The sequence below is a fragment of the Fictibacillus barbaricus genome, from assembly GCF_031457135.1.
In the GTDB taxonomy this organism is placed as follows: Bacteria; Bacillota; Bacilli; order Bacillales; family Fictibacillaceae; genus Fictibacillus; species Fictibacillus barbaricus_A.
Map to the genome: position 1 here is coordinate 300,936 of NZ_JAVDWA010000001.1, position 24,044 is coordinate 324,979.

The 24,044-nt window shown below is 38.8% G+C and carries 29 protein-coding genes; 21 read left to right on the plus strand and 8 right to left on the minus strand.

Features of this window, described 5'->3' with window-relative positions:
• Positions 1–98 precede the first annotated feature (98 nt).
• Positions 99–554 carry an NUDIX hydrolase gene (locus J2X07_RS01555; RefSeq protein ID WP_310255872.1) on the plus strand — a complete coding sequence of 152 codons (456 nt, stop codon included), beginning with the start codon at positions 99–101 and terminating at the stop codon, positions 552–554.
• 154 nt (positions 555–708) lie between these two features.
• Here the strand turns inward: J2X07_RS01555 and J2X07_RS01560 are convergent, their stop codons facing one another.
• Positions 709–837 carry a YjcZ family sporulation protein gene (locus J2X07_RS01560; protein WP_310255873.1) on the minus strand — a complete coding sequence of 43 codons (129 nt, stop codon included), beginning with the start codon at positions 835–837 and terminating at the stop codon, positions 709–711.
• 167 nt (positions 838–1,004) lie between these two features.
• Between J2X07_RS01560 and J2X07_RS01565 the strand changes: the two genes are divergently transcribed.
• Both J2X07_RS01565 and mscL read left to right on the plus strand, forming a co-directional pair.
• Positions 1,005–1,541, plus strand: coding sequence for a 2'-5' RNA ligase family protein (locus J2X07_RS01565; RefSeq protein ID WP_310255874.1), 537 nt, complete (start codon positions 1,005–1,007; stop codon positions 1,539–1,541).
• Positions 1,542–1,762: 221 nt separating this feature from the next.
• A complete protein-coding gene (mscL, locus tag J2X07_RS01570; protein ID WP_310255876.1) occupies positions 1,763–2,224 on the plus strand; it encodes a large conductance mechanosensitive channel protein MscL in 462 nt (153 codons plus the stop codon).
• Between the two features lie 168 nt (positions 2,225–2,392).
• Here mscL and J2X07_RS01575 read toward each other — a convergent pair whose 3' ends face one another.
• Complete coding sequence (locus tag J2X07_RS01575) at positions 2,393–3,352, minus strand: isopenicillin N synthase family dioxygenase (RefSeq protein ID WP_310255877.1); 960 nt, start codon at positions 3,350–3,352, stop codon at positions 2,393–2,395.
• A 183-nt stretch (positions 3,353–3,535) separates the two neighbouring features.
• Here J2X07_RS01575 and J2X07_RS01580 point away from each other — a divergent pair, with 183 nt between their 5' ends.
• A complete protein-coding gene (locus J2X07_RS01580; RefSeq protein WP_310255879.1) occupies positions 3,536–5,818 on the plus strand; it encodes an ATP-dependent DNA helicase in 2,283 nt (760 codons plus the stop codon).
• Between the two features lie 73 nt (positions 5,819–5,891).
• On the opposite strand, the gene J2X07_RS01585 is transcribed toward J2X07_RS01580, so the two are convergent.
• Together J2X07_RS01585 and J2X07_RS01590 are read right to left on the minus strand one after the other, a co-directional pair.
• The gene (locus tag J2X07_RS01585) at positions 5,892–6,548 is read right to left on the minus strand and encodes a class I SAM-dependent methyltransferase (RefSeq protein ID WP_310257361.1); all 657 of its coding nucleotides are present in this window, start codon (positions 6,546–6,548) and stop codon (positions 5,892–5,894) included.
• A gap of 157 nt (positions 6,549–6,705) precedes the next feature.
• The gene (locus J2X07_RS01590) at positions 6,706–7,332 is read right to left on the minus strand and encodes a class I SAM-dependent methyltransferase (RefSeq protein ID WP_310255881.1); all 627 of its coding nucleotides are present in this window, start codon (positions 7,330–7,332) and stop codon (positions 6,706–6,708) included.
• Between the two features lie 366 nt (positions 7,333–7,698).
• Between J2X07_RS01590 and J2X07_RS01595 the strand changes: the two genes are divergently transcribed.
• Complete coding sequence (locus J2X07_RS01595) at positions 7,699–8,859, plus strand: amidohydrolase (protein ID WP_396193573.1); 1,161 nt, start codon at positions 7,699–7,701, stop codon at positions 8,857–8,859.
• A gap of 178 nt (positions 8,860–9,037) precedes the next feature.
• Here J2X07_RS01595 and J2X07_RS01600 read toward each other — a convergent pair whose 3' ends face one another.
• The gene (locus J2X07_RS01600) at positions 9,038–9,271 is read right to left on the minus strand and encodes a hypothetical protein (protein ID WP_310255886.1); all 234 of its coding nucleotides are present in this window, start codon (positions 9,269–9,271) and stop codon (positions 9,038–9,040) included.
• A 260-nt stretch (positions 9,272–9,531) separates the two neighbouring features.
• Between J2X07_RS01600 and J2X07_RS01605 the strand changes: the two genes are divergently transcribed.
• Positions 9,532–10,965 carry an FAD-binding oxidoreductase gene (locus J2X07_RS01605; protein WP_310255888.1) on the plus strand — a complete coding sequence of 478 codons (1,434 nt, stop codon included), beginning with the start codon at positions 9,532–9,534 and terminating at the stop codon, positions 10,963–10,965.
• Entirely contained in the window at positions 10,962–11,534 is a 573-nt protein-coding gene (locus tag J2X07_RS01610) for an MFS transporter (protein ID WP_310255890.1), read from the plus strand. Before J2X07_RS01605 ends, J2X07_RS01610 begins: the two co-directional genes overlap by 4 nt.
• 78 nt (positions 11,535–11,612) lie before the next feature.
• Here J2X07_RS01610 and J2X07_RS01615 read toward each other — a convergent pair whose 3' ends face one another.
• Positions 11,613–11,846 carry a transporter suffix domain-containing protein gene (locus J2X07_RS01615; RefSeq protein ID WP_310255891.1) on the minus strand — a complete coding sequence of 78 codons (234 nt, stop codon included), beginning with the start codon at positions 11,844–11,846 and terminating at the stop codon, positions 11,613–11,615.
• Between the two features lie 188 nt (positions 11,847–12,034).
• On the opposite strand from J2X07_RS01615, the gene J2X07_RS01620 reads away from it, so the two are divergent.
• The 11 genes from J2X07_RS01620 to J2X07_RS01670 all read left to right on the plus strand — a co-directional run bounded on the left by J2X07_RS01620 (position 12,035) and on the right by J2X07_RS01670 (position 20,462).
• On the plus strand, positions 12,035–12,535 hold the full coding sequence (locus J2X07_RS01620; RefSeq protein ID WP_310255893.1) for an NUDIX hydrolase: 501 nt from the start codon (positions 12,035–12,037) through the stop codon (positions 12,533–12,535).
• A 94-nt stretch (positions 12,536–12,629) separates the two neighbouring features.
• Positions 12,630–13,475: an aldo/keto reductase gene (locus tag J2X07_RS01625; RefSeq protein ID WP_310255895.1), complete on the plus strand. Its 846-nt coding sequence runs from the start codon at positions 12,630–12,632 to the stop codon at positions 13,473–13,475.
• Between the two features lie 375 nt (positions 13,476–13,850).
• Entirely contained in the window at positions 13,851–14,513 is a 663-nt protein-coding gene (locus J2X07_RS01630) for a type 1 glutamine amidotransferase domain-containing protein (protein WP_310255897.1), read from the plus strand.
• A 200-nt stretch (positions 14,514–14,713) separates the two neighbouring features.
• Complete coding sequence (locus tag J2X07_RS01635) at positions 14,714–15,523, plus strand: alpha/beta fold hydrolase (protein WP_310255899.1); 810 nt, start codon at positions 14,714–14,716, stop codon at positions 15,521–15,523.
• Between the two features lie 64 nt (positions 15,524–15,587).
• Positions 15,588–16,052 (plus strand): GNAT family N-acetyltransferase, encoded by a 465-nt coding sequence (locus J2X07_RS01640; protein WP_310255900.1) that lies wholly within the window; start codon positions 15,588–15,590, stop codon positions 16,050–16,052.
• A 102-nt stretch (positions 16,053–16,154) separates the two neighbouring features.
• On the plus strand, positions 16,155–17,132 hold the full coding sequence (locus tag J2X07_RS01645) for a S66 family peptidase (protein ID WP_310257362.1): 978 nt from the start codon (positions 16,155–16,157) through the stop codon (positions 17,130–17,132).
• A 432-nt stretch (positions 17,133–17,564) separates the two neighbouring features.
• Positions 17,565–17,960: a DUF2500 domain-containing protein gene (locus J2X07_RS01650; protein WP_310255906.1), complete on the plus strand. Its 396-nt coding sequence runs from the start codon at positions 17,565–17,567 to the stop codon at positions 17,958–17,960.
• Between the two features lie 34 nt (positions 17,961–17,994).
• A complete protein-coding gene (locus J2X07_RS01655; RefSeq protein ID WP_310255907.1) occupies positions 17,995–18,369 on the plus strand; it encodes a DUF2500 domain-containing protein in 375 nt (124 codons plus the stop codon).
• A gap of 19 nt (positions 18,370–18,388) precedes the next feature.
• Positions 18,389–18,694: a DUF2087 domain-containing protein gene (locus J2X07_RS01660; RefSeq protein ID WP_310255909.1), complete on the plus strand. Its 306-nt coding sequence runs from the start codon at positions 18,389–18,391 to the stop codon at positions 18,692–18,694.
• The gene (locus J2X07_RS01665) at positions 18,667–19,665 is read left to right on the plus strand and encodes a phosphotransferase (RefSeq protein WP_310255911.1); all 999 of its coding nucleotides are present in this window, start codon (positions 18,667–18,669) and stop codon (positions 19,663–19,665) included. Before J2X07_RS01660 ends, J2X07_RS01665 begins: the two co-directional genes overlap by 28 nt.
• Before the next feature lie 110 nt (positions 19,666–19,775).
• Positions 19,776–20,462, plus strand: a complete 687-nt coding sequence (locus J2X07_RS01670) for a YqcI/YcgG family protein (protein ID WP_310257364.1) — start codon at positions 19,776–19,778, stop codon at positions 20,460–20,462.
• Positions 20,463–20,571: 109 nt separating this feature from the next.
• Here the strand turns inward: J2X07_RS01670 and J2X07_RS01675 are convergent, their stop codons facing one another.
• Together J2X07_RS01675 and J2X07_RS01680 are read right to left on the minus strand one after the other, a co-directional pair.
• Entirely contained in the window at positions 20,572–20,802 is a 231-nt protein-coding gene (locus J2X07_RS01675) for a hypothetical protein (RefSeq protein WP_310255913.1), read from the minus strand.
• Between the two features lie 59 nt (positions 20,803–20,861).
• A complete protein-coding gene (locus J2X07_RS01680) occupies positions 20,862–21,008 on the minus strand; it encodes a hypothetical protein (RefSeq protein WP_310255914.1) in 147 nt (48 codons plus the stop codon).
• Between the two features lie 97 nt (positions 21,009–21,105).
• Here J2X07_RS01680 and J2X07_RS01685 point away from each other — a divergent pair, with 97 nt between their 5' ends.
• The 3 genes from J2X07_RS01685 (at position 21,106) to J2X07_RS01695 (ending at position 23,980) form a co-directional block, all read left to right on the plus strand.
• Positions 21,106–21,891: a phosphotransferase family protein gene (locus J2X07_RS01685; RefSeq protein WP_310255916.1), complete on the plus strand. Its 786-nt coding sequence runs from the start codon at positions 21,106–21,108 to the stop codon at positions 21,889–21,891.
• A gap of 105 nt (positions 21,892–21,996) precedes the next feature.
• The gene (locus tag J2X07_RS01690; protein ID WP_310255918.1) at positions 21,997–22,842 is read left to right on the plus strand and encodes a DUF4037 domain-containing protein; all 846 of its coding nucleotides are present in this window, start codon (positions 21,997–21,999) and stop codon (positions 22,840–22,842) included.
• Between the two features lie 271 nt (positions 22,843–23,113).
• Positions 23,114–23,980, plus strand: a complete 867-nt coding sequence (locus J2X07_RS01695) for a dimethylarginine dimethylaminohydrolase family protein (protein WP_310255920.1) — start codon at positions 23,114–23,116, stop codon at positions 23,978–23,980.
• Positions 23,981–24,044 lie beyond the last annotated feature (64 nt).

The following is a 24,044-nucleotide window of genomic DNA, read 5'->3' on the forward strand; positions in this document are numbered from 1 at the left end:
AGACATACAATCGATATCCGAGAATATATTCCTAATAAAGGAAATTTGCAGGTAAATAGAGAAATAGTGACTAAATTACATACAAGGGGACTGTTAGTTTGAACCATCCAAAACATATCATCTCTGTTTCAGCACTTGTCCAAAACGATCAAGGAGAAACTCTTTTATTAAAAACGCACTATCGCAATGATACATGGGAAATGCCTGGCGGCCAAGTGGAGGAGGGAGAACCTCTGGAAGAAGCAGTCCGCAGGGAAGTACTAGAAGAGACAGGGATTGAAATCCAGCCATTAGGAGTTACAGGGGTCTATTACAACACAACGAAGCACGTTCTTTGTGTTGTTTATAAAGCAAAGTACATAAAAGGAGCGATTGTCATTCAACCAGAGGAAATACAAGATGCAAGGTTCATCGCAATCGACGAGCACAACATTGCAGATTGGATAACGAGGCCACATGCGAGATCCAGAACTTTGCAGGCTATTGCTAATAAGGAAACGGTAAAAAGTGAGTCATGGAAAATGAATCCTTACGAGTTGATCAGCAGTACTTGATTTTTCGTCTAAACATTGTAAAAGCCTGCGCTCGTCTGAATGCAGGCTTTTTCTCTCTGTTCTCTTTAATCTGTCTCTATCTCTGTTGATCATAAGAGGGGTTGCTAAAAGCAAAAGGTTCTAACGCGTTTGGAAAATTGCTATTTCATTTCTATTAGCAATAGCCGTAACCGCCGCCATAACCGCCGTCATAACCACCGCACCAACAAGCACCTACAATGATTAACAAGATAAATAGTACTACGATTAAAGCAAAGCTGTTACCGTGACACTTAAATCCCATCTAACCCACCTCCTTCTCTACAAGAACAATTTATTAAACGTACAAGTTTATGGTTTGGGCTGGATTAGCCTATTTTTTTTGGACAGTATCCGACTACAGAAAAAACAATTAATAGTATTTACTAACTTTTACAATCGTGTATAATTACTCAAAAAGAGGGGGATCACATGTACGCAATCATTGCTCATTTGGATAAAGAATCAGAAGAAAAGATCAATACGTGGCGGGAAAAGCTGAAGCAGGCATCTATCTCAGATTATGACATGCAGCCGCATGTCACCTTAGCGACTCATGAGGAATTAGATATTAAGGTATTCCAAGATCAGATGAATACGTACTTTCAAAGCGAACAGGTCCTTCCTGTGTTTTATCCTTCTCTGGGGATGTTTCTGAGCAGTGGTACGCTGTTTTTGGCCCCAACAAAGGATCGCGTTTTAACTGAATTTCATAATCGCTATCACGAACATTTTAAAAAATGGGTTAATCCGAAATCCCTGTACGCACCAAGTCAATGGGTTCCGCATTGTACGATTGCCAGCCATTTGTCACATGAAAACTTGGTAAAAGCATTTGATTGCTGTGCAGAATGGGTTGAACCTTTTCAAGGGGAACTCACAAGCATTTCATTACTGGACACCATATTCGAAAATGAGGTATGTGTAGAAGTAAAATATCTGCACACTTTGAATTTAAACAAAAGCTGACAGAGGCGTGTTCTGTCAGTTTTTTGTCTTCAATGGCAAAGCCCATCATCATGACTTGGGATTAAAAAAGGATGTCTCGTCGATAATGATAAGAAATTATCAAAATATCAAAAAACAGTCATTGGTCATTTATCCCCTTCTCGGTATTATAGTACTGACGTTTCAAAAAAAATATTGTATGGTAATACCTATGAATAGATAAAGAGAAAGGAATTTGAAACATGTGGAACGAGTTTAAAACATTTATTATGCGCGGTAATGTCATAGATTTAGCCATCGGGGTTATTATCGGATCAGCATTCAGTAAAATTGTTATGTCTCTAGTTGAAGATGTAATTATGCCGCCTATCGGACTTATACTTGGGAAAGTAGACTTTACCGATTTATACATAAACTTGGGAGGTAAATCTTACTCGTCCCTGGCTGACGCACAAAAAGCGGGAGCGCCTACACTTAATTATGGTCTGTTTATTAATCAGATCATCAATTTTTTAATCATTGCGGTTGTTATCTTTATTGTGGTTAAACAAATCAATCGTTTTAAGAAGAAGGAAGAAGTAAAAGCACCGGATACAAAAGAATGTAAATATTGCTTATCAACCATTCCATTGCGTGCTGTGAAATGCCAAAATTGTACAGCGAATTTAAATGAAGAAGACTCACTGAATCAGCCATCCTATTAAAGGTGGCTGTTTTTTTATAATTTTTTCCAGAAGGAGAAATGTTGTTCATTCAAATGTTAGGGTATGTAGAATTTTTGCTGATTTGTGAAGAAAAAATGCTCATTTGCGTAGAAAAAAACAAAAAAAGCTGAGCCAAAAGTTTATCTTTTGGACCAGCCGGTGTTTTAATTATTTTTTGATTAAACCGATTTCAACAAGGCGCTCATAGAGGAAGTCACCAGCTGTGATCGGTGGATACTTTTCAGGGTTGTCCGCAGAAATACATGTTGGGATCGTTTCTAATAAACTGTTTGGGTATGGGTGAACGAAGAATGGCATAGAATAGCGAGATGTATTCGCTCCTTCTGGATTCACAACACGGTGTGTCGTCGCTGGAATCACTTCGTTTGTGATGCGTGACAGCATGTCACCAGCATCAACAATAATCTGGCCTTTTTCCGCTTTTACAGGAACCCATTCTCCTTCACGTGTAAGAAGCTCTAATCCTGAAGCTGTAGACTCTACTAAAAGTGTGATCAAGTTAATATCTTCATGTTCCCCAGCACGGATTGCGCCTTTATCCATTGAATCATCTAGCGGAGGATAGTGAATGGCACGAAGAATACTGTTTCCATCTTGAATCATATCTGCAAAAAAGCGAGGACGAAGGTCCATTTGAATCGCCAATGCTTCAAGCATGTTGCGTGCTACACGCTCTAATTCACGATAAAAGTTTAATGCGTTTTGACGAAGTTCAGACAGTTCTTCCGGCCATACGTTTGCAGCATAATCACTGGAAAGTGGGTGGCCAACAGGCAATTCTTGTCCAACATGGAAGAATTCTTTTAAATCCCCAACTTTCCGGTTTTTTGCATGTTCTTTACCGAAACCTGTGTAGCCGCGTGCTCCGCCTTCAATGCCTTCATACTTTTGCTTGATCTCTTTTTCAAGACTGAAAAACTTTTCCCAAAGCTCATAGTTTTTCTCGATCAGTTGAGTGTTAACGCCATGACCTTCTAAGATGATGAATCCAGTTTCTTTTAATCCTGCTTCAAACTGAACCCCGAATTCTTTACGCTGTTCAGATGTACCGTGTGTAAAATTCTTTAGGTTTAATGTTTTCACTAGTGAATTAGTTAATGTAGACATATCGATGTCCTCCTAAACTTTTTTGAAATCGCTTTCAAACATTTAAAATTTTATCATAAAAGCATTGAATAGCAATAACTATTTTTTGGTTAACTGATCAAGAGACTCAAAGCTTATGAAACATCAGTAATGTGGTACGATTAATTTATAAAAAAATGCGCAAGGAGCGGGGAGGTGAAGTAATTGAACGAGTCTATAAAAATCTCTGTCAGAGCACTAGTAGAATATGTATACCGGTCAGGAAGCATCGAATCGGGATTCAGAACAGCAACATCATTAACAGAAGGAACAAAAGCTCATCAGAAAATACAAAAAACGTACAGTGAAGCTGATGCTGCTGAAGTGTTTTTACAGACTCATTATGAATATGAAGGAATAAATTACGTTGTAGAAGGGCGCTGTGACGGACTTCTTATTCAAGATGAAACGTTCACGATCGATGAAATAAAATCAACGGCTAGGCCATTGGAGGATATTCGGAGTGACTCCTATCCGGTTCACTGGGCACAAGCCAAATGCTATGCGTACATGTATTTGAAAAAAGAAGAAAAGGAAAAAATGAGCGTTCAGCTTACATATGTGCAGGTGGAGTCTGGTGAAGAGAAAAGGTTTCAAAAGGTTTATACGAGGGATGAATTAGAGATGTTTATGCTCGACCTCGTGAAAAATTATGCACCTTACGCGCAGCTGCGATATTCCAATCGCCTTAAGCGAAATGAAACCATACAGGATCTGGCTTTTCCTTTTAACCAATATAGGAACGGCCAGCGGAAATTTGCGGGAGCCGTTTATAAGACGATTCTGGATAAAAAAACGCTGTTTGCCAATGCCCCGACCGGAACGGGGAAAACGATTTCGACACTTTTTCCTGCTGTAAAAGCGATCGGTGAAAATGCAGCTGAGAAGATTTTTTATTTAACAGCAAAAACATTGAACCGAAAAAATGCGGAAGAAGCGCTATTGATGATGAAAGAAAAAGGGCTATTTTTTCAAAGTGTAACGATTACCGCGAAAGACAAGGTTTGTTTAAAAGAAGAAACGCGCTGTGACCCATCGTATTGTGAGTTTGCAGATGGCTATTATGACCGAATCAATGGAGCAGTCCTGGACATTTTAGAAAATGAATCGGTGATGGACAGGGATGTTATAAGTGAATATGCACTTAAACACAGTGTATGTCCGTTTGAGTTTTCAATTGACCTTGCTTATGCGGCTGATGCTGTCGTTTGTGATTATAATTATGTATTTGACCCGCGCGTGTCATTTAAACGATTGTTTGAGGAACAGAAAAAGCGGACTGTATTGTTAATGGACGAAGCACATAATTTGGTGGATCGGGCTCGCGGCATGTATGCAGCAGCAATTACAAAGTCTTCGTTTCTTCAGCTGTCACGCGAATATAAAGGGAAACATGAGGGCTTATGGAAAACGGCGAAAGCGATCAACGATGAACTTCTTCACATAAAAAAAGAAGCTGGGGAGATTGAATCAGTAGTTAAGGAACTGCCAGCCGAATTAATAGAATGTCTGGAATCTTTCATGGTGCATGCTGAACAGCATCTTGCGAACGGTGAAAATAATGAAGCACTGCTTGAAGCCTATTTTTCGGCATTGCAGATGGTGAAAATTTCTGCCTATTACGATGAACGATTTGTCACATTTATAGATTGTTTTAAAAGTGAAGTTATTGTGAGGCTGTTTTGTCTGGATCCATCTCATTTGCTAAGCCAAACGGGGAAAAAATATGGCGCACGTATTTTCTTTTCAGCTACGCTTTCTCCGCTTTCTTATTTTCGTGAGATGCTAGGCGGCGGGGAAGACGATTATGTCATCCGCATGCCATCACCTTATGAAAAAGAGCAGCTGGACGTTTTCATTCAGCCCCTTTCCACTCGATTTAGAGATCGCGAAAAGACAATTGAACCGATTGTGGAAATGATAACAAACTTGGTTGAAACGCGGCCAGGAAATTATTTAGTCTTTTTCCCTTCATACCGTTACATGACAGATGTCTATGAGCAAGTACTCGAGACTAATCCAGAATTTCAGCCAATTGTGCAATATCCATCTATGAAGGAAGAAGAACGCGAGGAATTTTTGGCTAATTTTGATGATGTGCATGAAAGATCTCTCGTCGGATTTGCGGTTATGGGTGGTATTTTCTCAGAAGGAATCGATTTAAAAGGAGACCGGTTAACAGGTGCTGTTATTATCGGAGTCGGACTACCGCAGGTCGGTTTAGAGCGGGATACAATGAAAAATTATTTTCAGGAGTCGGGTAAAAATGGATATGATTTTGCATATGTGTATCCAGGCATGAACAAAGTCCTGCAGGCAGGAGGCAGGGTCATCCGTTCTGAAGAAGATCACGGGACACTTGTGCTAGTTGACGATCGGTTTTTGACGCGGAAATACGTAGAAATGCTTCCAGAAGAATGGCGGGATTTTGTAGTGCTGAGGGGATGATTTATGTTTAGTGGGTGGGTTCACAACTTTTTCATAAAAAAAACACTTGGATTCGCTCCAAGTGTTTCCTTTTTTACTTTTTATAAAGCCCTGCCCATAGAAAGGGCAGCCCGAATACAGAAGCTGGCTGAATGATTTCGTTCATTTTACGCAATTCGAGTTCTTGAAAACCTGCAAAAACGTCTCTCATTTTCTCAAGTGTGTACCCGAGTCCGCCTTTCATTGAACGTTCTTTGTAAACTTCTTCATCAGAAACATTCATTCCCATTCCTTCCGCATCAAAACAGGTTATAGCGAAATGGCCATCATCTTTTAAACTGTTGTTTAATAGATGAAGATAACTCACTCTGCGGTGAGGGGGAACGTGATGAAAGCACCCGCAATCATAGATGAAATCGTATTGATGATGGGGGAATTCCATTTTAAAAATATTTCCTTGAATAAAGTTTACATTTACCCCTTTTTTAGCTGCTCGTTCTTTTGCCCATTGAAGTCCCTCAGATGAAAGGTCTACAGCATCCACTTCAAACCCGTTTTCCGCAAGATAGATCGCGTTTCGTCCAGGTCCGCACCCTAACTCTAATACCCTTCCAGGAGAAATAATGCCGCTTTCCACATAGTTCACTAGATTTTCATCAGGTGAATCAACAAAAAAAGGAATCTTTTTATTTCGATCTTCATAAAAAGAATTCCAAAACGCTCCCTCATCTCGTAATAAAGAGTCCAGCATGTCGTAAAGGTGTTCCGTTTTTGTAATGGTTTTTGTCAAAAAATCGTCCGCCTTTCATATTTAAGAATCGGCTTTTGACTGACACGGAGTTATGTCTTAATTATACCAAATATTAGGTTGGTGTTATAACGAAAAGCCGCGCAAAAGGCGGCTTTTTTTAGTCTTCTATCTGTTTTTTTCTAAGTAATAATGACTGGTAATTAAAGCTTCCTCCAGCGCATTCCACAACATGAAAATTGATGATTTCAAATAATGGAGACACGACTTCTTGAATTCCTTCGTCTGTATAAAAAGAGAAGAATCGTTTTGGGATATAGGAGTCATCCTGCCAGACACCTTCAATCTCATTTCCGCCATAAACACCCATGTAGAACAACCCATCATTTTTTAAAACGGTATGTATCGAATGCAAAACAGCTGGAAGACTGATCTTTGGTACATGCAGCAATGTATTCATGGCCCAAATTGCATGAAAGGATTTTTTTTCAAAATCCAGAGAATAATAGTCCATTACTTCTGCTTTTAAGCCTTTAAAACGGCATGTTTCCACCATGTTTGGTGAAAGATCAATGCACGTTACATCCAAGCTATGGTCTTGCAAATATTTGCCCTGCTGGCCGGAACCAGCACCTAGATCAAGAACAGTATTCAAGTTTTCTTGATGAAGAACATTGATAAATAGATCGAGCTCAGCAAGCTTCCAATTTTCTATTTCCATCTTATTTCGAACATCGGCTTTTTCATTATAGCTAGCTTTCAGACTTTCTTTTAACAAAAGATCCATCCAGTTCGCTCCTTTAATGCTTTTTAATAGGAAAAGCAAAATACTAGATTCATTATAGCGGAATATAGGAGGCTGGTAAATTTTATTAAGAGTGAAAATTCTGGTAAGGAAACCCCTTACATAGCATGAAAAGCAGAAGGGTGTTAATTTATAGTAAAAAAGTTGTGTTCTTAAATGCCTGTTGTAAGAGATAAGAACAGCTTGTAAAATGTTAGTAAATTAAATGTTCTGAAAAAAGATCGGATATGTGGTTTATACAAGGATTTATAAAGTGTCTTGACGAAGAGAAAGTAGTGGAGATCTAAAAAAAGGGAGTGAGCGGGTTTGGAACAATTGTTTAATTTATTAGCAGCTTATAAAGATGAGATGGTGGAAATCCGCAGGCATCTTCACCAAAATCCAGAACTCTCATTTGAAGAAGTACAAACACCGGCATTCATCGCAGGCTATCATGAGAAGCTAGGGCTAGAAGTGAGAAGAGGTGTAGGCGGAAGAGGTGTTGTTTCTACGCTTAAAGGCGGTAAACCTGGCAAAACGGTTGCATTGCGTGCAGATTTTGATGCACTCCCGATACAGGAGGAAACAGATTTGCCGTTCAAGTCGAACGTTCCTGGTGTAATGCATGCGTGCGGTCATGACGGTCATACTGCTACACTTCTCGTTTTAGCTAAAGTTTTAACCGAAATGAAAGGCGAACTTGAAGGCAACGTCGTCTTCATTCATCAGCATGCAGAAGAACTGGCACCAGGCGGAGCGCTGCCCATGATTGAAGATGGCTGTTTAGATGGTGTGGATGTAATTTATGGAACACATCTATGGGCACCGCTGCCAATGGGAACAGTCGGTTACCGAACAGGTCCAGTAATGGCTGCAGCCGATTCATTTACGATAAAAGTGCAAGGAAAAGGTGGTCATGGCGCACAGCCCCATCTAACAAAAGACAGCATCGTGATCGGCGCACAGCTTGTTTCCAATTTACAGCAAATCGTGAGCCGCCGCGTTAATCCGCTGGATGCTGCAGTAGTATCTGTCGGGGCTTTTGAAGCAAAGAATGCATTCAACGTTATCGCCGACACAGCTATGCTGACAGGAACCGCCAGAACGTTTAAAGAAGATGTAAGAGTGACGATTGAAAAAGAAATCGACCGTATTGCAAAAGGAACATGTCTCGCTGCAGACGCTACTTATGAATATATTTATAAACGCGGCTATCCCGCAGTGGTCAACCATAAGGAAGATACTGAATTTTTCGTTGAAGTGGCGAAAAAAGTGCCGGGTGTCGTTGAATTAGAAGAAATTGAAGCACAGATGGGCGGCGAAGATTTCGCCTATTATCTAGAAAAAGTACCCGGAACTTTCTTCTTTACCGGTGCTGAAGATGCTGCTTGGGAGGAAACTTTTCCGCATCATCATCCCAAATTTAAAATAAATGAAGACGCATTATTGCTGGCAGCCAACTTACTAGGTGCAGCAACACTTACTTACTTGAAGCAGAATACAAATGAAAGAATAGAAGTTACCAAATAAACGAACTGAAAATAGAAGGTTGTTTTTGCAAACTTTACTGCTTTTGAAAGTGGTTAATTTCCTTCCTCTACAAATAACTGTTCAAAGAAGAGTTCTCTCAAATCTCACAGTAGCAACAATTTTTTAAATAAAAGCTAAAAAGAAAAAGCCCCTGATTCTGGGGCTTTTTACTTATGAATTATTCCGAAACTTCAAAGGCATCTAAAGAAATTTTCATTTTAGAAATTTTCTTAGATTTTTCTTGTTGTTTTTTTTGTGCAGATTCCGTAAGTTGTTCCGGAACTGTAACAACTTCAACCAATGTAGATGCAAGCTTTGGACCGAAGGAAGTTAGACGAATAACGCCTACTTCAGTAGTTTCGCTTTTATTTTCCTTTGAATTTCCGTTTTGTCCGTTATTGTTCTTTGCCAAGGATATCACCCCCGATATTACTATATGAAAATGTAAAGATCGTGCTTGTACGAATCACCATTTTTTCTATTTTTTTTGGATTTTTATCATTATTAAATGAGCGTTTTCTGTATCTTTTTTCCTATGTTCGGTCGAGATATAGGTGTCTAGAGTATCTAGGCGTTATTTTTTTATTTGGAAATTTTTACTTGTTATTTCCGTGAGGTTCCTTTTATAATATTAGTGTAATATTACACTATTGTGAATTAGGCGGGTTGATAATGAAGAAGTGGATTGCTGCAGTAATCTTAATTTATAGTTTCGCTTTATTTTTAAGTCTGCATGTTTATTCTAAACAACAGCAGAACGATACAGTGAGGGATGCAAGCAAACTTTTACCGACAAAGATGAAAGTGGTAACAGCTACTAGCTCAACGAAAGATTTACAGCAATGGGTAAGGAAAGCAGGTCGAATGAAAGAAACAATTGCCATTGCAGGCATGCAGCATAGTCAAGGCGGTCAAACGCTTTATCCGAACGGAACGCTTCTGAATATGAAGGGCTACAACAAAATTTTGAAGTTTCAGCCGAAAACGAAAAAGATTACGGTTCAAAGTGGAGCAACATGGGCTGATATACAAACGAAAATCAACCCTTATGGTTTATCACTAAAAGTCATGCAATCCCAAAATATTTTTACAGTCGGCGGGTCACTTAGTGTAAATGTTCATGGCAGGGACATACGCTATGGTTCATTAGTGGACACAGTAGAATCTTTTCATTTGTTAAAAGCAGATGGCGAGATTATTAATGTAAGCAGGACAGAGAATAGTGAGTGGTTTCCTTACGTGATCGGCGGATATGGTCTTTTTGGCGTTATTCTTGATGTGACATTGCAACTGGCAGATGATGAACTGTACCAGCACCGAACAGTGGAAATGGATTACTCAGAATACACCGCTTATTTTAAAGAAAAAGTAAAAAACGATCGTTCTGTAAGAATGCATTTAGCAAGATTATCGGTAGCTCCCAAATCATTTTTTAAAGAATTGTATGTAACGGATTATGTGCTCGTAGATGACCAAAGAAAATTAAATAAGTACGATGAATTGAAAAAAGAGACAATCGTTGCGCTGCCAAAATTCATGCTCGGATTATCGCGGTACAGTGATAAGGGTAAAAATCTATTATGGGATACCCAAAAGAAGTATTTCATCAAAAACGATGGGAAATATGAATCGCGAAATAATGTGATGAGATCTGATAGTGAGTTTATGGAATACGAAAACCCAAACCGTACAGAAGTGCTTCAAGAATATTTTGTACCAGTCGATGAATTTTCGGCATACGTGGATGACTTGCGCACTCTGTTGAAAAAGGAAGATTTGAACCTTTTAAACATAACGATTCGTTTTGTTGAGCATGATGAAAATGCTGTTCTTTCTTATGCAAAAGACGATATGTTTGCTCTTGTGCTGCTGATCAACCAAGGACGTTCGAAACAAGAAATCCAAAAGACAGAAAAAGTAGTACAAAAAATGATCGATGTTACGTTAAAGCACGATGGAAGCTATTATTTGCCTTACTATTCCTACCCAACTAAGAGGCAGCTGCATGAAGCTTATCCCAGAATTGACGAATTTTTCGAAAAGAAACGTGTGCTGGATCCGGATGAACGGTTTAAAAATCTGTTTTATGTGAGGTATGGGAAATGAATGATCGGACGTTTGTAACTTCACAAAGTCTATTAATGACAGCAAGTTCTATGGTCTTTCCGTTCTACTTGCTGCTGATTAGAAACATTGGAGACAGCTATTCACAATTTGGGTTGGCATACGGGCTTTTTGCATTAACCGGTGCACTCGCTCACCCGGTTATAGGCAGGCTTTCGGATAAAATTGGAGACCGAACTCTATTACTTCTATACACATGGGGAATGGCCGGAATGATGCTTGTCGTTCCAATCATAGAAACAGTATCAGCACTTTATGCATTGCAAATCGTGATGGGCGTGTTAGGCGCCGTGCAAAAAACGACTGAAAAGACAGCGTTATCTAGACAATCAAGCGGGAAACAAATTGGACGAAAAATAGGAAACTATCATTTATGGACAAGTGTGTGGGGAGCAGCGGCTGTAATTGCAACAGGTTATTTGATCGATTTTCTTACAATTGGCAGCCTGTTCTACCTTGCATCCCTATTGTATGTGATCTCGGCGGTTATACTAATGAAGTCTGCTTCAATAGAATCGGTAAAAGAAACAAAAAAGCCCGTACAGACTTAACTGTTGGGCTTTAACTCTGTAATTCCATCGAGTCTGTGATCTTTATTATGTCGTCTTTTGTCCATAATCCTCCTTTGATTATGATTCTTCTTCCTTTTTCAACCGTTTCCAAATGTTTTGAATGAATCGTTTTACCATGTCTTTTCCAGCAAGAAGAGCACCTAACCAAAAGGTTACCTCTCCTGTGATGACTAAGATCGTAACGAATACAGTTTTTGTCGTACCGCTAAACGACATAAAAGGGACGACGAGAATGAAACCCCATAAAATAAATGAAGCAATGATTAATAGAATACCTAGTGACTTTTTCATGGCTGCAGACTCCTTTTTATCAAGTAAATGTTCACTAACATACGAAAGGATGGCTGAGAAGTTCCCAAAAGCTGTTTATTATCGTATTTTTTTACGAATTGGACACAATTACCAATCCTGACATATTGAAAAACTTTCCAATTTTGGATAATGTAAAGTCAGAAGTTTAAAAAAGCGGGGGATTGTTAATGGAACTTGTGTATCAAAATAGAGAAAAAGATATAGAAGTTTACGAAGATGAATTTGGAAAAATCACCTTAAAAGAGAACCAGAACCAAGCTGTGGTAATGGTTGCAGTAGAGGGTGATCATTTAGTTCTAATCAGTCAATATCGTCCTGCTGTGGATGAAGTTATTATCCAGCTCCCAGGCGGGGGGATGAATGTTGGTGAAGATCCGAATGCTGGTGCAAAACGCGAGCTTTTAGAAGAAACCGGAATTGTGTGTGGTGAAACCGTTTTTTTAGGAAGCATTCAGCCTTCCGCATGTTTGGCAAATACGATTACACACGTTTACTTTACTCGAGATATTCTAGAGTATCAGCAGCAGATGCTTGAAAAGAAGGAAGCATCAATTCAAGCATTTCATATTCCGATTGAAAGAGCGTTTCATAACATCGAAAAAGGAATTTGGAAAGACAGCGAACTGGCTCATGGATTATTGCTTGCTCGCTTAAAGGGATTAATTTAGTTAGAAAAATGCACATTAAAGACTCACAGAAACGGTTCAAAAATTAGAAAGTGACTTAAAAATGTGCCAAAATAGCAGAAAGGAGGGATTCTGTATGGTAAACAGTATTCATGATCGAGCGGTTTTACATAACGGTGTACATATGCCCTGGATTGGTCTTGGTGTATACAAAGCCGAAGAAGGTGACGAGGTTGTTCAAGCAATAAAATGGGCACTGGACGCGGGATATCGAAGCATTGATACAGCAAGTTTTTATGATAATGAGACAGGCGTTGGAAAAGCTATTCGTGAATCTACCGTACCAAGAGAAGAACTTTTTATCACTACAAAAGTATGGAACACAGATCAAGGGTATGATCAGACACTTGCGGCGTTTGACGCGAGCTTACAAAGACTTGGTTTAGATTATGTCGACCTTTATTTGATCCACTGGCCCGTTCCTGGCAAATACAAAGAAACATGGAAAGCCATCGAAAAAATCTACCAAGATGGAAAAGCAAAAGCGATTGGTGTAAGCAATTTTAAACAGCATCATCTCGAAGACTTAATTGCTGATGCAGAGATTAAACCGATGGTCAATCAAGTGGAATATCATCCACGTCTTACTCAGGACGAATTATTATCCTATTGTAAAGAACAAGGCATTCAGCTTGAAGCGTGGCGTCCACTTTTAAAGGGTGAGATTTTAGAAGAACCTGTTTTAGTAAAAATGGCTGAAAAACATAACAAGAGTGTGGCACAGATCATTTTGCGCTGGGACATTCAAAATGGTGTTGTAACGATTCCCAAATCCGTTACAAAGCATCGAATAGAAGAAAACGTAGAAATTTTTGATTTTGAGTTAAGTGCAGAAGAAATGTCGCAGATTTCTTCTTTGAATCAAAATAAACGAAATGGTGTAGATCCCGACGATTCCGAATTTTATAAGCAGTTTGAATAGATGAATGAGCTGACCATCAATTTGAGATGGTCAGTTTTTTAGGCTGTTTTCTAAAAGATTGCTGCTTTTATGTAATTGTCGTAAAGAGACTTCATTGGTAAGTTGATTGGAGTGTAAGATGCGAGACTCCTCGAAAATAAAAATCAATTTTCTTCGTGCGATGTTCCGCTGCCGAAGCCTTCCTTGTCCTGCGGGATCAGCGGGACAGGTGAGACCCTGCAGACGCAAAGCGGCACGGTGGCTCACCGCACGCCCCGCGGAAAGCGAGCATCTGAAACGAAATCAACTACTCCTAGAGCAAAAGTAGCAACTCTTTGTTTCAAAAAAAATAAATCGGGAAGAATGAAACCGTAGATAAAGAAAGGAAGTGCGTGTATGACTAAAAGAATATTGATTGTAGTGACAAACCACCAAAATATCGGAACGAATAAAACAGGACTTTGGCTTGAAGAGTATGCCGTTCCATTTAATGAATTTCGTCAAAGCGGCTATGACATAACAGTAAAAAGTATCCAAGGCGGCAAGATTCCTTTGGATCCGAACAGCATAGAAGGTGTGGACCAGGAAGAATACAAAGAAGCTTTATCTATCCTGGAAGATACAGCAAAACTGAGCAGTGAAGATGCAGTGAGCTACGACGCAATCTTTTTGCCAGGGGGTCACGGAACAGTTTTTGATTTTCCAAAGAGCGAGGAATTAAAAGAAGTGGTCAGTCAGATGGCACAAACGAACAAAGTCATCGGCAGTGTTTGCCACGGACCAGCGGGACTAACAACAGCGACTCTTAAAGATGGTACACCAATCGTAAAAGGCAAGACAGTTACTGCTTTTACGGATGAAGAGGAAGAAGAAATGCAATTGACGAAGGAAGTGCCGTTTTTATTAGAAACAAAGCTACGTGAACTCGGTGCTGAATTCCAAAGAGCTGGAAAGTGGGAAGATTTCGCGGTTACTGATGGAAACCTCGTTACCGGACAAAATCCACAATCAAGCAGAAGTGTCGCGATTCGTATGATTGAAGTGCTGAATAAACAATAAAGACGAGTGATAGAAACGATCAGCTGAGGCTGGTCGTTTTTTTTGCAATCAACAAAGATGGCCCGAATAGTGTATCGGAATTTACAGAAAGACTTAAATTTTTTAAATGAGAAATCCGCAGCATAATCAGTGCGGTCAATTCACCCATTCTGCCATTATGCGTATTTTAATTAAAACATTAAAAACGTGGGGGAATGATGGTGGGATACTATATTCGAGTGGAGCCAGATGTAAAAATATTCGTTGAAGATGTGAATCCTGCAGGCCAGAAAACGATTCTTTTTATCCACGGGTGGCCTGCAAATCATAAATTATTCGAGTATCAGTTTAATCAGCTGCCTGGACTAGGTTACCGATGTATTGGAATCGATATAAGAGGATTCGGCAAATCGGATAAACCGTATATCGGCTACTCTTATGACCGGATTGCTGATGATATATACACGATTATCAACACTTTAAAGCTAGAAAATATTACGCTTGTCGGTCATTCGGTTGGAGGAGCCATTTCGATTCGTTATATGGCACGCCACAATGGACATAACGTTTCAAAGCTCGCATTATTAGGTGCGGCTGCTCCCAGTTTTACAAAACTTCCAAACTTTCCGTACGGACATACGAAAGAGGAAACCAATCAACTCATACAAGGGACTTTAAGTAATCGTCCTAAAATGCTTCAGGGGTTTGGTGATCTCTTCTTTTTCCAATACACATCAGCACCGTTTTCAGATTGGTTTTTCAATTTGGGACTTGAGGCGGCAGGTTATTCAACTGCAGCGGTATTAATATCTTTGCGTGATGAAAACTTGTTCGGTGATCTAGGTAAAATTCAAGTTCCGACGCTCATTCTTCATGGTGTTCATGACTTGGTGTGCCCTTATCCTTTAGCTCTTGCAATGAATCAAGGAATTAAGAGCTCAAAACTAGTGCCGATGGAAAAGAGCGGACACGGACTTTTCTGGGAAGAGCATGAAAAAGTAAACCAGGAACTGAATCAATTTATCGGTTAAAGAGGAATTTGTAAGTGAAAAGAGAATGTTTTTTTAAGAAAAAGTAAAATTCAGGAGACATCGTATGAAAATAAATTTACAAAAAGTGACGCGTGATAATTGGGAAGAAGCCATGAATCTGCAGGTGAGAGAAGAACAGACGAGTTTTGTCCCGTCTGTGGCTGTGTCACTTGCAAAGGTATACATTAAACCAGATGGTGATCAAGTCGAATACCTTCCTTTTGCCATATATGATGGAGAAAAAATGGTTGGTTTCATTATGCATGCTTATGAGGAACAGACAACGTATAGCTATTGGATCAATGGTTTCATAATCGATGCTTCACAACAAGGAAAGGGGTATGGACGAGCAGCATTTCAAGCAATGATTGATTGGATCAAGAGCACATTCAAACAGTGCAATGAAATTCGCTTAACGGTGCATAAAGAGAATGGAAACGCAAAGAAACTTTATGAAAGAACAGGATTTCAGAAAACATCACAAATGTTCGGTAACGAAGAGGTTTGGCGGTTTCTTATAAAAAAGTAACAAGTTGTCTTAAATCGTTTCAATCGTTCCAATTTTTACCGAAAAAGAATGTATGTACTCTATTATTTTTCAAACGGAAAAGGATGAACCAACATGAACACAATCATACCTAATCGATTGCAGCCAGGTGATGAAATAAGAGTCATAGCTCCTTCAACGACACACCGGATTATTTCAGAAGAAAACGCAAAACAAGCGATCTCAACTTTTGAGAAGTTAGGCTTGAAAGTTACGTACGGCAAGAACATTATGGCTACAAGTGCTTTGCTAACAGCTCCCATAGAGAAGCGGATTGAAGATTTGCATGATGCTTTTCTCGATTCGAAAGTAAAAGGAATCTTTTCAACGATTGGCGGCTTCACATCCAACCAGCTTTTAAAGTATTTAGACTATGAATTAATTCGTGATAATCCGAAGATTTTTTGCGGATATTCGGACATTACGGCACTTCAGAATGCCATTTATACAAAAACAGGTTTAGTAACGTTTTCGGGTCCAGCGTTTTCTTCACTCGGGATGAAAAAAGGTTTAGATTATACACTCGAATATTTTAAGAAAGTATTGATGGAGGATTGCGAGGTTGAGTTAAAACCATCTCTTCATTGGAGTAATGATATGTGGTATCAAAATCAAGAAAACCGCGAATTTATTCCGAATTCAGGATATAAGGTCATTCATGAAGGAAGTGCAGCAGGGCGTCTAATTGGAGGGAATCTTTGTACATTCAATCTTCTGCAAGGTACTGAATTTATGCCGAGTCTGGAGAATTCTATTCTATTTTTAGAAGATGATTCTGAAGTAAATGCACGTACTTTTGACCGGGATCTGCAATCTCTCATTCATCAGCCTGGATTTAGCGGTGTGAAGGGGATCGTAATCGGGCGTTTTGAAAAAGCATCACATTTTTCAGACGAAGAACTTCGCTATGTGATTCAAACAAAAGAAGAATTAAGAAATTTACCCGTTGTGGTAAACGCTGATTTTGGACATACAACACCGATCTTTACCTTTCCAATAGGCGGAAAGTGTGAAGTAGATGCTCAAAAGGGCAGGGTTTCTATTAAAATAGCAAATCAATAAAAGGAAAAGTCGCCAAGTGGCGGCTTTTTTTATTTGGTTGAGAAGTGAAAAGAGAGAATACGAGCGAAACTCCGTAGATACGAGCGCTATTTTAGGAATACGAGCGAAATTCGGCAAATAAGAGCGCTATTTTAGGAATAGAGCGAAATATGAAAAATACGAGCGCTTTTTCGAAAATACAAGCGAAAAACGAAAAATACGAGCGAATCGACCTCCCATCGATTAATAACAAAAATAAAGGATTTTAGAACTGCTATCCAAATACAGCAATTATTATTTCTGTAAGTTAGATTGTGTAGAAAAATACCTTAATCGTGTAGAATTCGTCCCAAAGGAGGACATCGTTTTCTGAAAAAAATACTGAAACTTCTGTCTTTTTATTTTCGTATGTAATAATATGTAAAAGAGACGTTTGGAACAGGGGGCTAAAGTATGGGGAGTTTTGATGAGCCAGGTTTTGGAGGCGGGGATTGGTTTTTTAGTTTCTTTCCCATTCTATTTGGAGCAGTATTCGCGTTAATAGTGGCAATGATTATTTTTGCGATTTTTAAGAACATTCGCCAATGGAGCTACAATAATAAACAGCCTCAATTATCAGTTGCAGCTGAAGCGGTCACAAAACGCACTGCAGTACGAGGGGGAGGAAATGATACTTCAGCTAGGACTGATTATTTTGTAACCTTTGAAGTAGAAAGCGGTGACCGTATGGAATTTGAAGTACGGCCGCAAGAGTATGGACAATTAGTAGAAGGTGACATTGGAACATTATCTTTTCAAGGTACACGTTTTTTAGCATTCGTTCGAAACAAGAAATCAGAATCAATCTAATTATGATTCACAAACAACCCTAGGAGGTTAAGTGATGGACCAATTAGGAGAGTTGAGTTTTCGTGAGATTAATATGCTGATTGGAGGCGTCATTTTTGCGATTGTGATGGCTGCCTTTCTTTTTAATGTCATGAAAGGCATAAGACGCTGGAGTTTCAATAACAGCCAGCCGTTAGAATCTGAAAGTGCGATTGTGAAGTCTAGGCGTACGAATGTTGTTGGAGGATCAAACGATACAACGCGGACCGATTATTTTGTAACGTTTGAGCTGGTAAATGGAGACCGAATGGAGTTCGAAGTGAAGCCAGAGGTTTTTGGACAGCTGGTTGAAGATGATCAAGGAAAGCTGTTATACCAAGGAACAAGGTATTTAGGTTTTGAGAGACAGAAAAATAGAGGAACGATTTAAGATAAGGAGCTGCTGGGTCATGCAAACAGAACTTGAAAACTATCAGGCAAGCGTTATTAGGGCTTTTTTTGATAAAGAAGGAAAGCTAAAAAACATTCCGTCACAAAAAAAGAAAAAGCTTATCGCACTTGAACACATTATCAGACAGCTAGACGATAAAGAAAAGATTAGTGAACCTGAGCTTAATCAATTTATAAAAAGATATCACGAAGATTTTTGTACGATTCGCAGAGAATTTATCGTCAATGGCTATATGGATCGTGAATCTGGTTTTTACTCAAAAAGACTAGAAAATCAATGGGCGAAGTGGCAAGATTTGAAGTGATGCATGCACTTGAACAATCGTTATGGGAACATTTAAAAGATGAAGCGGAAAGCTTGTTTAGATTTAAAATCCTTCGGAGTGTACCGATTAAACGAGGATGGCTGAATCAAAAGTGGAAGATAGAGACGAATCAAGGCACATTTTTGCTTAAGCAATATAATCCGGAACGCTTTAAAAAGTACGATTTACAAACCATACAGATAGCTTTAGAAACGCAAAATCGAGCATTTCAAAATGGAATCCGTTGTCCTGAACTTCTGGAGCACGAAGGAAACCTTTTACATACTTCCGGTAAAGGTGAACTTTTTACTGTTATGTGTTTTATGGAAGGGGATTTGATAAAACCTGGAGAAGCCACGTATCAGCAGATGGAATCGTTAGGAGAGGTGGTCGGAAAACTTCATAAACTTTTTAATGAAGGATACATGCCCGCCAGGTCTGAAACCTTGTTCAAGATACCTCCCGTTTCAGAACGTTTACAGCATTGGCATTCCACTTTAGATAAATGTATGGATGATCAACGCCCATTATTTCTCCTTCAAAAAGAAGCTACTGCAAAATTAAAGGATTCTGATTTTGAATATCTAACCCCTGGATGGTGCCATCGGGATTTATGGGTGGATAATTTATTGTTTTCATCAGAATCGGTGTCAGCCATTCTTGATTTTGATCGAATGAATTATGATTTTATTGAAACAGATATTGGCCGGCTGATCATCTCAGCTTGTTTACAAAAAGATAAGTTAAATGTAGAAGGCGTACATGCATTTATTAGAGGCTATTGTAATACAAATGAATTATCAATCGAGCGGTTGTGCCGTTCATTGAAGGTAGTATGGTACATGGAAAGTACATGGTGGATCTCTCTCACTTTTCATGAAGGAGAGCCGCCAAAACGATTTGCAAACGAAATGATTTGGCTGGCCAAAAACATGGAAAGGATTGATTCAATTCTTCTTGGAAAAATGTAGCTACATAATTTACGTTTTATTCAAACGTCTTAAGGGAACATCCTCATTAGTAGAAAAAGAGGAGTGGTGAAGTGGAGACGAAACAATTATGCTTGCTCACAAAAGAAGATATGACAAATCCAGATAAAGTTCCAGCATGGGTCATTGAAGAATACAAGACCTTTCATGAAACAGTAACTGACAAAACATTCCCTTGTTATTTTGGTATGGCAGCAGAGAAGAAAGGTGAACTTCGATATGCTTATATGACGCATGATGACTGGTCCAACTTACCTGAAGCCATCAAGGAATTCAATAAATTGTTTGATGCACCAAAGCTCATTCGCCATGGCTTGTTTGTTTTTGTTGAGCCGGAAAAAGAAGAAAAAGACATCCCTCACTATCGGCAATATTTCTGGGATATCTTGCAATACCTTCACCAGGAGGATGACCAGCCTTGGCCGGAACAAATTCCGAAAGATCCCGATCATCACTTATTTGCTTTTTCATTTGATAATGAACCGTATTTTGTATTTGGGAATGCACCTGCATACAAACAGCGGAAAACACGTGATCTTGGCAACAGCTTAGTCCTTGGGTTTCAGCCACGCCGGATTTTTGAGGGATTAGAAGGAACATCTCCAGGAGGCAGCATGTCACGTGAAAAAGTTCGTGAACGTGTTGAGAAATGGGATAACCTGCCTACACATCCAAACATCAGCCATTATGGGGACCCGGAGCATCGTGAATGGAAGCAGTACTTTATTGGAGACGACGTTGAACCGATTCAAGGAAAATGTCCGTTCCATCATAAATAAAAATAGATGAGAATGAGTGCACATATCTGTATGTGTGCTCTTTTTTTAATTTGATAGACTACTAAGAAAAAAGGATAAATAGCATTTAAATCGCTATTAATCCTCGTTTTTAGACGTTTTTATTAGTAGAAATGCTGGTTGAATCTTTATATTGGCGGATGTTGCTTATAAAGAGCACAATACTGATAATAGTAGCGGTAAAATAGGCCTTGTTAAAATCAAAGCTTTCGATGGAACTCTTATTGACCCAAACATGATATCCAAGTTTAACCGCAATGATTCCAAGTATCATTACAACCATTAGAAGAACATATAAATACACAGTTTTTTTTGAAATCAACGAACAACCTCCTAATTTTTTACTAATAAAGTTATTCTTCAGTACGATTAAAATTCCTTTCATTGTTTTTTATAAATCCTATAATCATAGTCTCTCCAAGCATTCATTAGCTCTTTAATACGAATTGCCTGCCATGGATTAAACATAGTTTGTCCGTGTTTGTTAAAAGCAATTTCGTTACTAGGATACCCCTTTATAAATTCCATTATATACTCCTGAAAAATGCTATTTTAAATTAGCATGTGATAATCTAATAGTATCAGTAATTACCAAATGTTAGTAGTGTGGATGGGGGTAACGGTTATGAATCCATTTGAGTTAAATGATATTCCTAAAGAGATCAAAAAGGGCTTAAGTAAGATTATTTACATTATGTTTCCTAAGCAAGGGTGGACATCAGATGTAGGTATTATCGTAACGGATGACGGCAAATTTGTGATAAAAAGATCCAAAGGCGAGAAATACAGTTCGTGGCTAAAGCAAGAAATTTTTGTTCTGAATGCTTTGTCAAAAACAAATCTTCCCGTACCCAAGGTGATTCACTATGCCGTTCGAAAAGAGGAAACGTGGGCAATGCTAGAATTTATGGAAGGGCAGACACTAAGAGATTATTTACTTCATGAAAAAGACATGCACAAACGACAGGAAGCACTCTATCAATTCGGGAAAACGCTCGCTCAAATTCATTCAACAGATTGTCCGGCAGAACTGAGGTCAGACAAGCCATGGTTGAGCCGAATGCTGGAAAAAGCCCAGTTTTATCTTGAAAACTACGAAGTGGTTGGTTCAAGGGAATTGTTAGAGAAACTCCAGCAACAACAACTTAAACCTTCTGCCCAAACCTTAATCCACGGAGATTTTACGATTGATAATGTATTAATAAAAGATGGGGAAATTACAAGTATCATTGATTGGAGCGGCGGATCGTATGGTGATCCAAGGTATGATATTGCATTAGCAATCAGACCAAAACAAAATGCATTTGAAGCAGATTCCGACCTTCAAAAATTTTACGAAGGCTATGGAGGTCAAAAGATATCACCAGAAGAATATACCTATTTTGAAGAAGGTTTGTACGAATTTTTTTAATAGGCTCTTACCGAACGCCACGCAGAAAGCGAGCATCCTGCGAATTCACTACTTTCAAATTCAAAAGCAACAGCGTCTTAATAATAACGACAGGAGAATTATGACTTGAAATTAATAGACATAGCGATACATATGGCAACTCTTTATCAAAAAAATCCAAAAGTAAAGGCAGTACTGCTGGCAGGGTCTGTTTCAAGAGGATGGGAAGACAAACATTCAGATATTGAACTGAATCTCTTCTGGTCAGAAGCACCAACTGACGATGATCGTATGAATCCAATTGAAGCTATCAATGGTTCTATCATTGATTTCCATGCATATGAAGAAGAGGAATGGGCAGAAAGTTATTTAACAGAAGAAAATGTGAAACTGGAAATCAGCAGCTTTTTAATAGGTACAGCAGAAATATGGATCGATGATGTGGTGAAGAAATATGAAATTGATTATGGCAAACAATGCATGGTTTCTTCCATTTATTACGGTCAAAGTTTATTTGGAGATAGCATCATTAAGGATTTGAAGAAAAAGATTGAACAATATCCTGACAAACTTGCTGAAAACATGATTGAAGAAAATCTGGCTCTTTGGCAAAGATGGAACAACCGAAATGCATTATTGGATCGAAAAGACTGGCTTATGCTGTATGATTTGATGGGTTCCGTACAGAAAAAATTAATGGGGACATTATTTGGTCTTAATAATCTTTTCATTCACCATCCTTCATTTAAATGGATGCATGCATGTATTGAGCTGTTCAAAATTAAACCGAAAAATTTGGATGAACGCTTTACAAAAATCTTAATCGGAGATCCAAATGAAAGTATAGGTGAGCTCGAACAATTAGTTGAAGAAGTATTTGTTCTAGTTGAACAGCAATACCCTCATTTGCCATTTTTAGATACTTACAAAGAAAAACTGCAATTTGTTAGACCTCAGCAGGAAGTTGAATAAAACGAGGTATATTTAACGTGAAATCCATACAAAATAGTTAGTAGCCATCCGGGTGGATCCCCGGGTGGTTTTTATTTTTGTATATGACTTAATACAGGAGCATTACTAAGGAAGCACAAAAGAACCGTCTCACGTTGAGGTAGGTTATACATAATGAAAGTTTTTAGCCATTTTTGGAAAAAATGAAAATAAACTAATTACGGGACGTTTACGGTATACCGATTTAAGGGAAAAGCACATTAGGAACCTAACAAAAAGTGGAGGTTTAAAGATGGCTACCGTAATAAAAGGAGAATTCAATCTCATGAACTGCGACAGTGAATACGGAGAATTGAAAAAGGTGATCGTTTGTGAACCAAGATATATGAAAATTGATGAAGTGATTAACGAAACGCAAAGACATTTTGCAAAAGATAATATTAATATGAAGCGTGCGATGAAACAGCATCAGCAGTTTGTACAAACGCTTAAAGATAACGGTATAGATGTTTATAAACTTCCCCCAAGAGAAAAGTTTCCTGAACAAGTATTTACGAGAGATATCGGGTTTACGATAGGGGATACGGTTTTTGTTTCGAGAATGGGGAGCACCATACGTAATGGAGAAGAGAAGGTTCTTCGCAGCTGGCTGCTGGAACATCAGATTAATCTTTCTCTCATTGAAGGAGATCGCATTGAAGGCGGAGATGTAATTGTTCATGGCAGGAGGGTCTATATCGGTGTTAGCGGACGGACAACAGAAGCTACGATAAAGGAATTGCAAACACAAATACCTGACATGGAAGTGATCGCGGTTCCATTCAACCCTATTTTCCTGCATCTGGATTGTGTGTTTAACATTTTATCTGAAAAGGAGGCACTTGTTTATCCCGAAGCGTTTGAAGAAGAAACATTGAAACTTCTCAAATCTCATTTTCATTTAATTGAAGTGAACAAAGAAGAACAATTTACGATGGGTACGAACGTGCTGTCAATCGGGAACAAAAAAGTCATTAGTCTGCCATGTAATAAAAATGTGAATGCTGCACTTCGCGAACGAGGATACCAAGTGATCGAGGTTGATATATCAGAAATCATTAAATCGGGCGGATCGTTCAGGTGCTGTTCTATGCCTTTATATAGGGAAACTGTTCATTAAACAAGGCTGATTTCTTGAAAGTAGTTGATTTCCGTTCCAAGTGCTCGTTTTCCGCGGGGCAGGC

Coding starts and splice junctions, on each gene's coding strand:
- J2X07_RS01560 (WP_310255873.1), bottom strand. CDS start 837: ATGGGATTTAAGTGTCACGGTAACAGCTTTGCTTTAATCGTAGTACTA.
- J2X07_RS01565 (WP_310255874.1), top strand. CDS start 1,005: ATGTACGCAATCATTGCTCATTTGGATAAAGAATCAGAAGAAAAGATC.
- mscL (WP_310255876.1), top strand. CDS start 1,763: ATGTGGAACGAGTTTAAAACATTTATTATGCGCGGTAATGTCATAGAT.
- J2X07_RS01575 (WP_310255877.1), bottom strand. CDS start 3,352: ATGTCTACATTAACTAATTCACTAGTGAAAACATTAAACCTAAAGAAT.
- J2X07_RS01585 (WP_310257361.1), bottom strand. CDS start 6,548: ATGCTGGACTCTTTATTACGAGATGAGGGAGCGTTTTGGAATTCTTTT.
- J2X07_RS01590 (WP_310255881.1), bottom strand. CDS start 7,332: ATGGATCTTTTGTTAAAAGAAAGTCTGAAAGCTAGCTATAATGAAAAA.
- J2X07_RS01595 (WP_396193573.1), top strand. CDS start 7,699: ATGGTGGAAATCCGCAGGCATCTTCACCAAAATCCAGAACTCTCATTT.
- J2X07_RS01605 (WP_310255888.1), top strand. CDS start 9,532: ATGAAGAAGTGGATTGCTGCAGTAATCTTAATTTATAGTTTCGCTTTA.
- J2X07_RS01610 (WP_310255890.1), top strand. CDS start 10,962: ATGAATGATCGGACGTTTGTAACTTCACAAAGTCTATTAATGACAGCA.
- J2X07_RS01615 (WP_310255891.1), bottom strand. CDS start 11,846: ATGAAAAAGTCACTAGGTATTCTATTAATCATTGCTTCATTTATTTTA.
- J2X07_RS01620 (WP_310255893.1), top strand. CDS start 12,035: ATGGAACTTGTGTATCAAAATAGAGAAAAAGATATAGAAGTTTACGAA.
- J2X07_RS01625 (WP_310255895.1), top strand. CDS start 12,630: ATGGTAAACAGTATTCATGATCGAGCGGTTTTACATAACGGTGTACAT.
- J2X07_RS01630 (WP_310255897.1), top strand. CDS start 13,851: ATGACTAAAAGAATATTGATTGTAGTGACAAACCACCAAAATATCGGA.
- J2X07_RS01640 (WP_310255900.1), top strand. CDS start 15,588: ATGAAAATAAATTTACAAAAAGTGACGCGTGATAATTGGGAAGAAGCC.
- J2X07_RS01650 (WP_310255906.1), top strand. CDS start 17,565: ATGGGGAGTTTTGATGAGCCAGGTTTTGGAGGCGGGGATTGGTTTTTT.
- J2X07_RS01655 (WP_310255907.1), top strand. CDS start 17,995: ATGGACCAATTAGGAGAGTTGAGTTTTCGTGAGATTAATATGCTGATT.
- J2X07_RS01660 (WP_310255909.1), top strand. CDS start 18,389: ATGCAAACAGAACTTGAAAACTATCAGGCAAGCGTTATTAGGGCTTTT.
- J2X07_RS01665 (WP_310255911.1), top strand. CDS start 18,667: ATGGGCGAAGTGGCAAGATTTGAAGTGATGCATGCACTTGAACAATCG.
- J2X07_RS01670 (WP_310257364.1), top strand. CDS start 19,776: ATGACAAATCCAGATAAAGTTCCAGCATGGGTCATTGAAGAATACAAG.
- J2X07_RS01680 (WP_310255914.1), bottom strand. CDS start 21,008: ATGGAATTTATAAAGGGGTATCCTAGTAACGAAATTGCTTTTAACAAA.
- J2X07_RS01685 (WP_310255916.1), top strand. CDS start 21,106: ATGAATCCATTTGAGTTAAATGATATTCCTAAAGAGATCAAAAAGGGC.
- J2X07_RS01695 (WP_310255920.1), top strand. CDS start 23,114: ATGGCTACCGTAATAAAAGGAGAATTCAATCTCATGAACTGCGACAGT.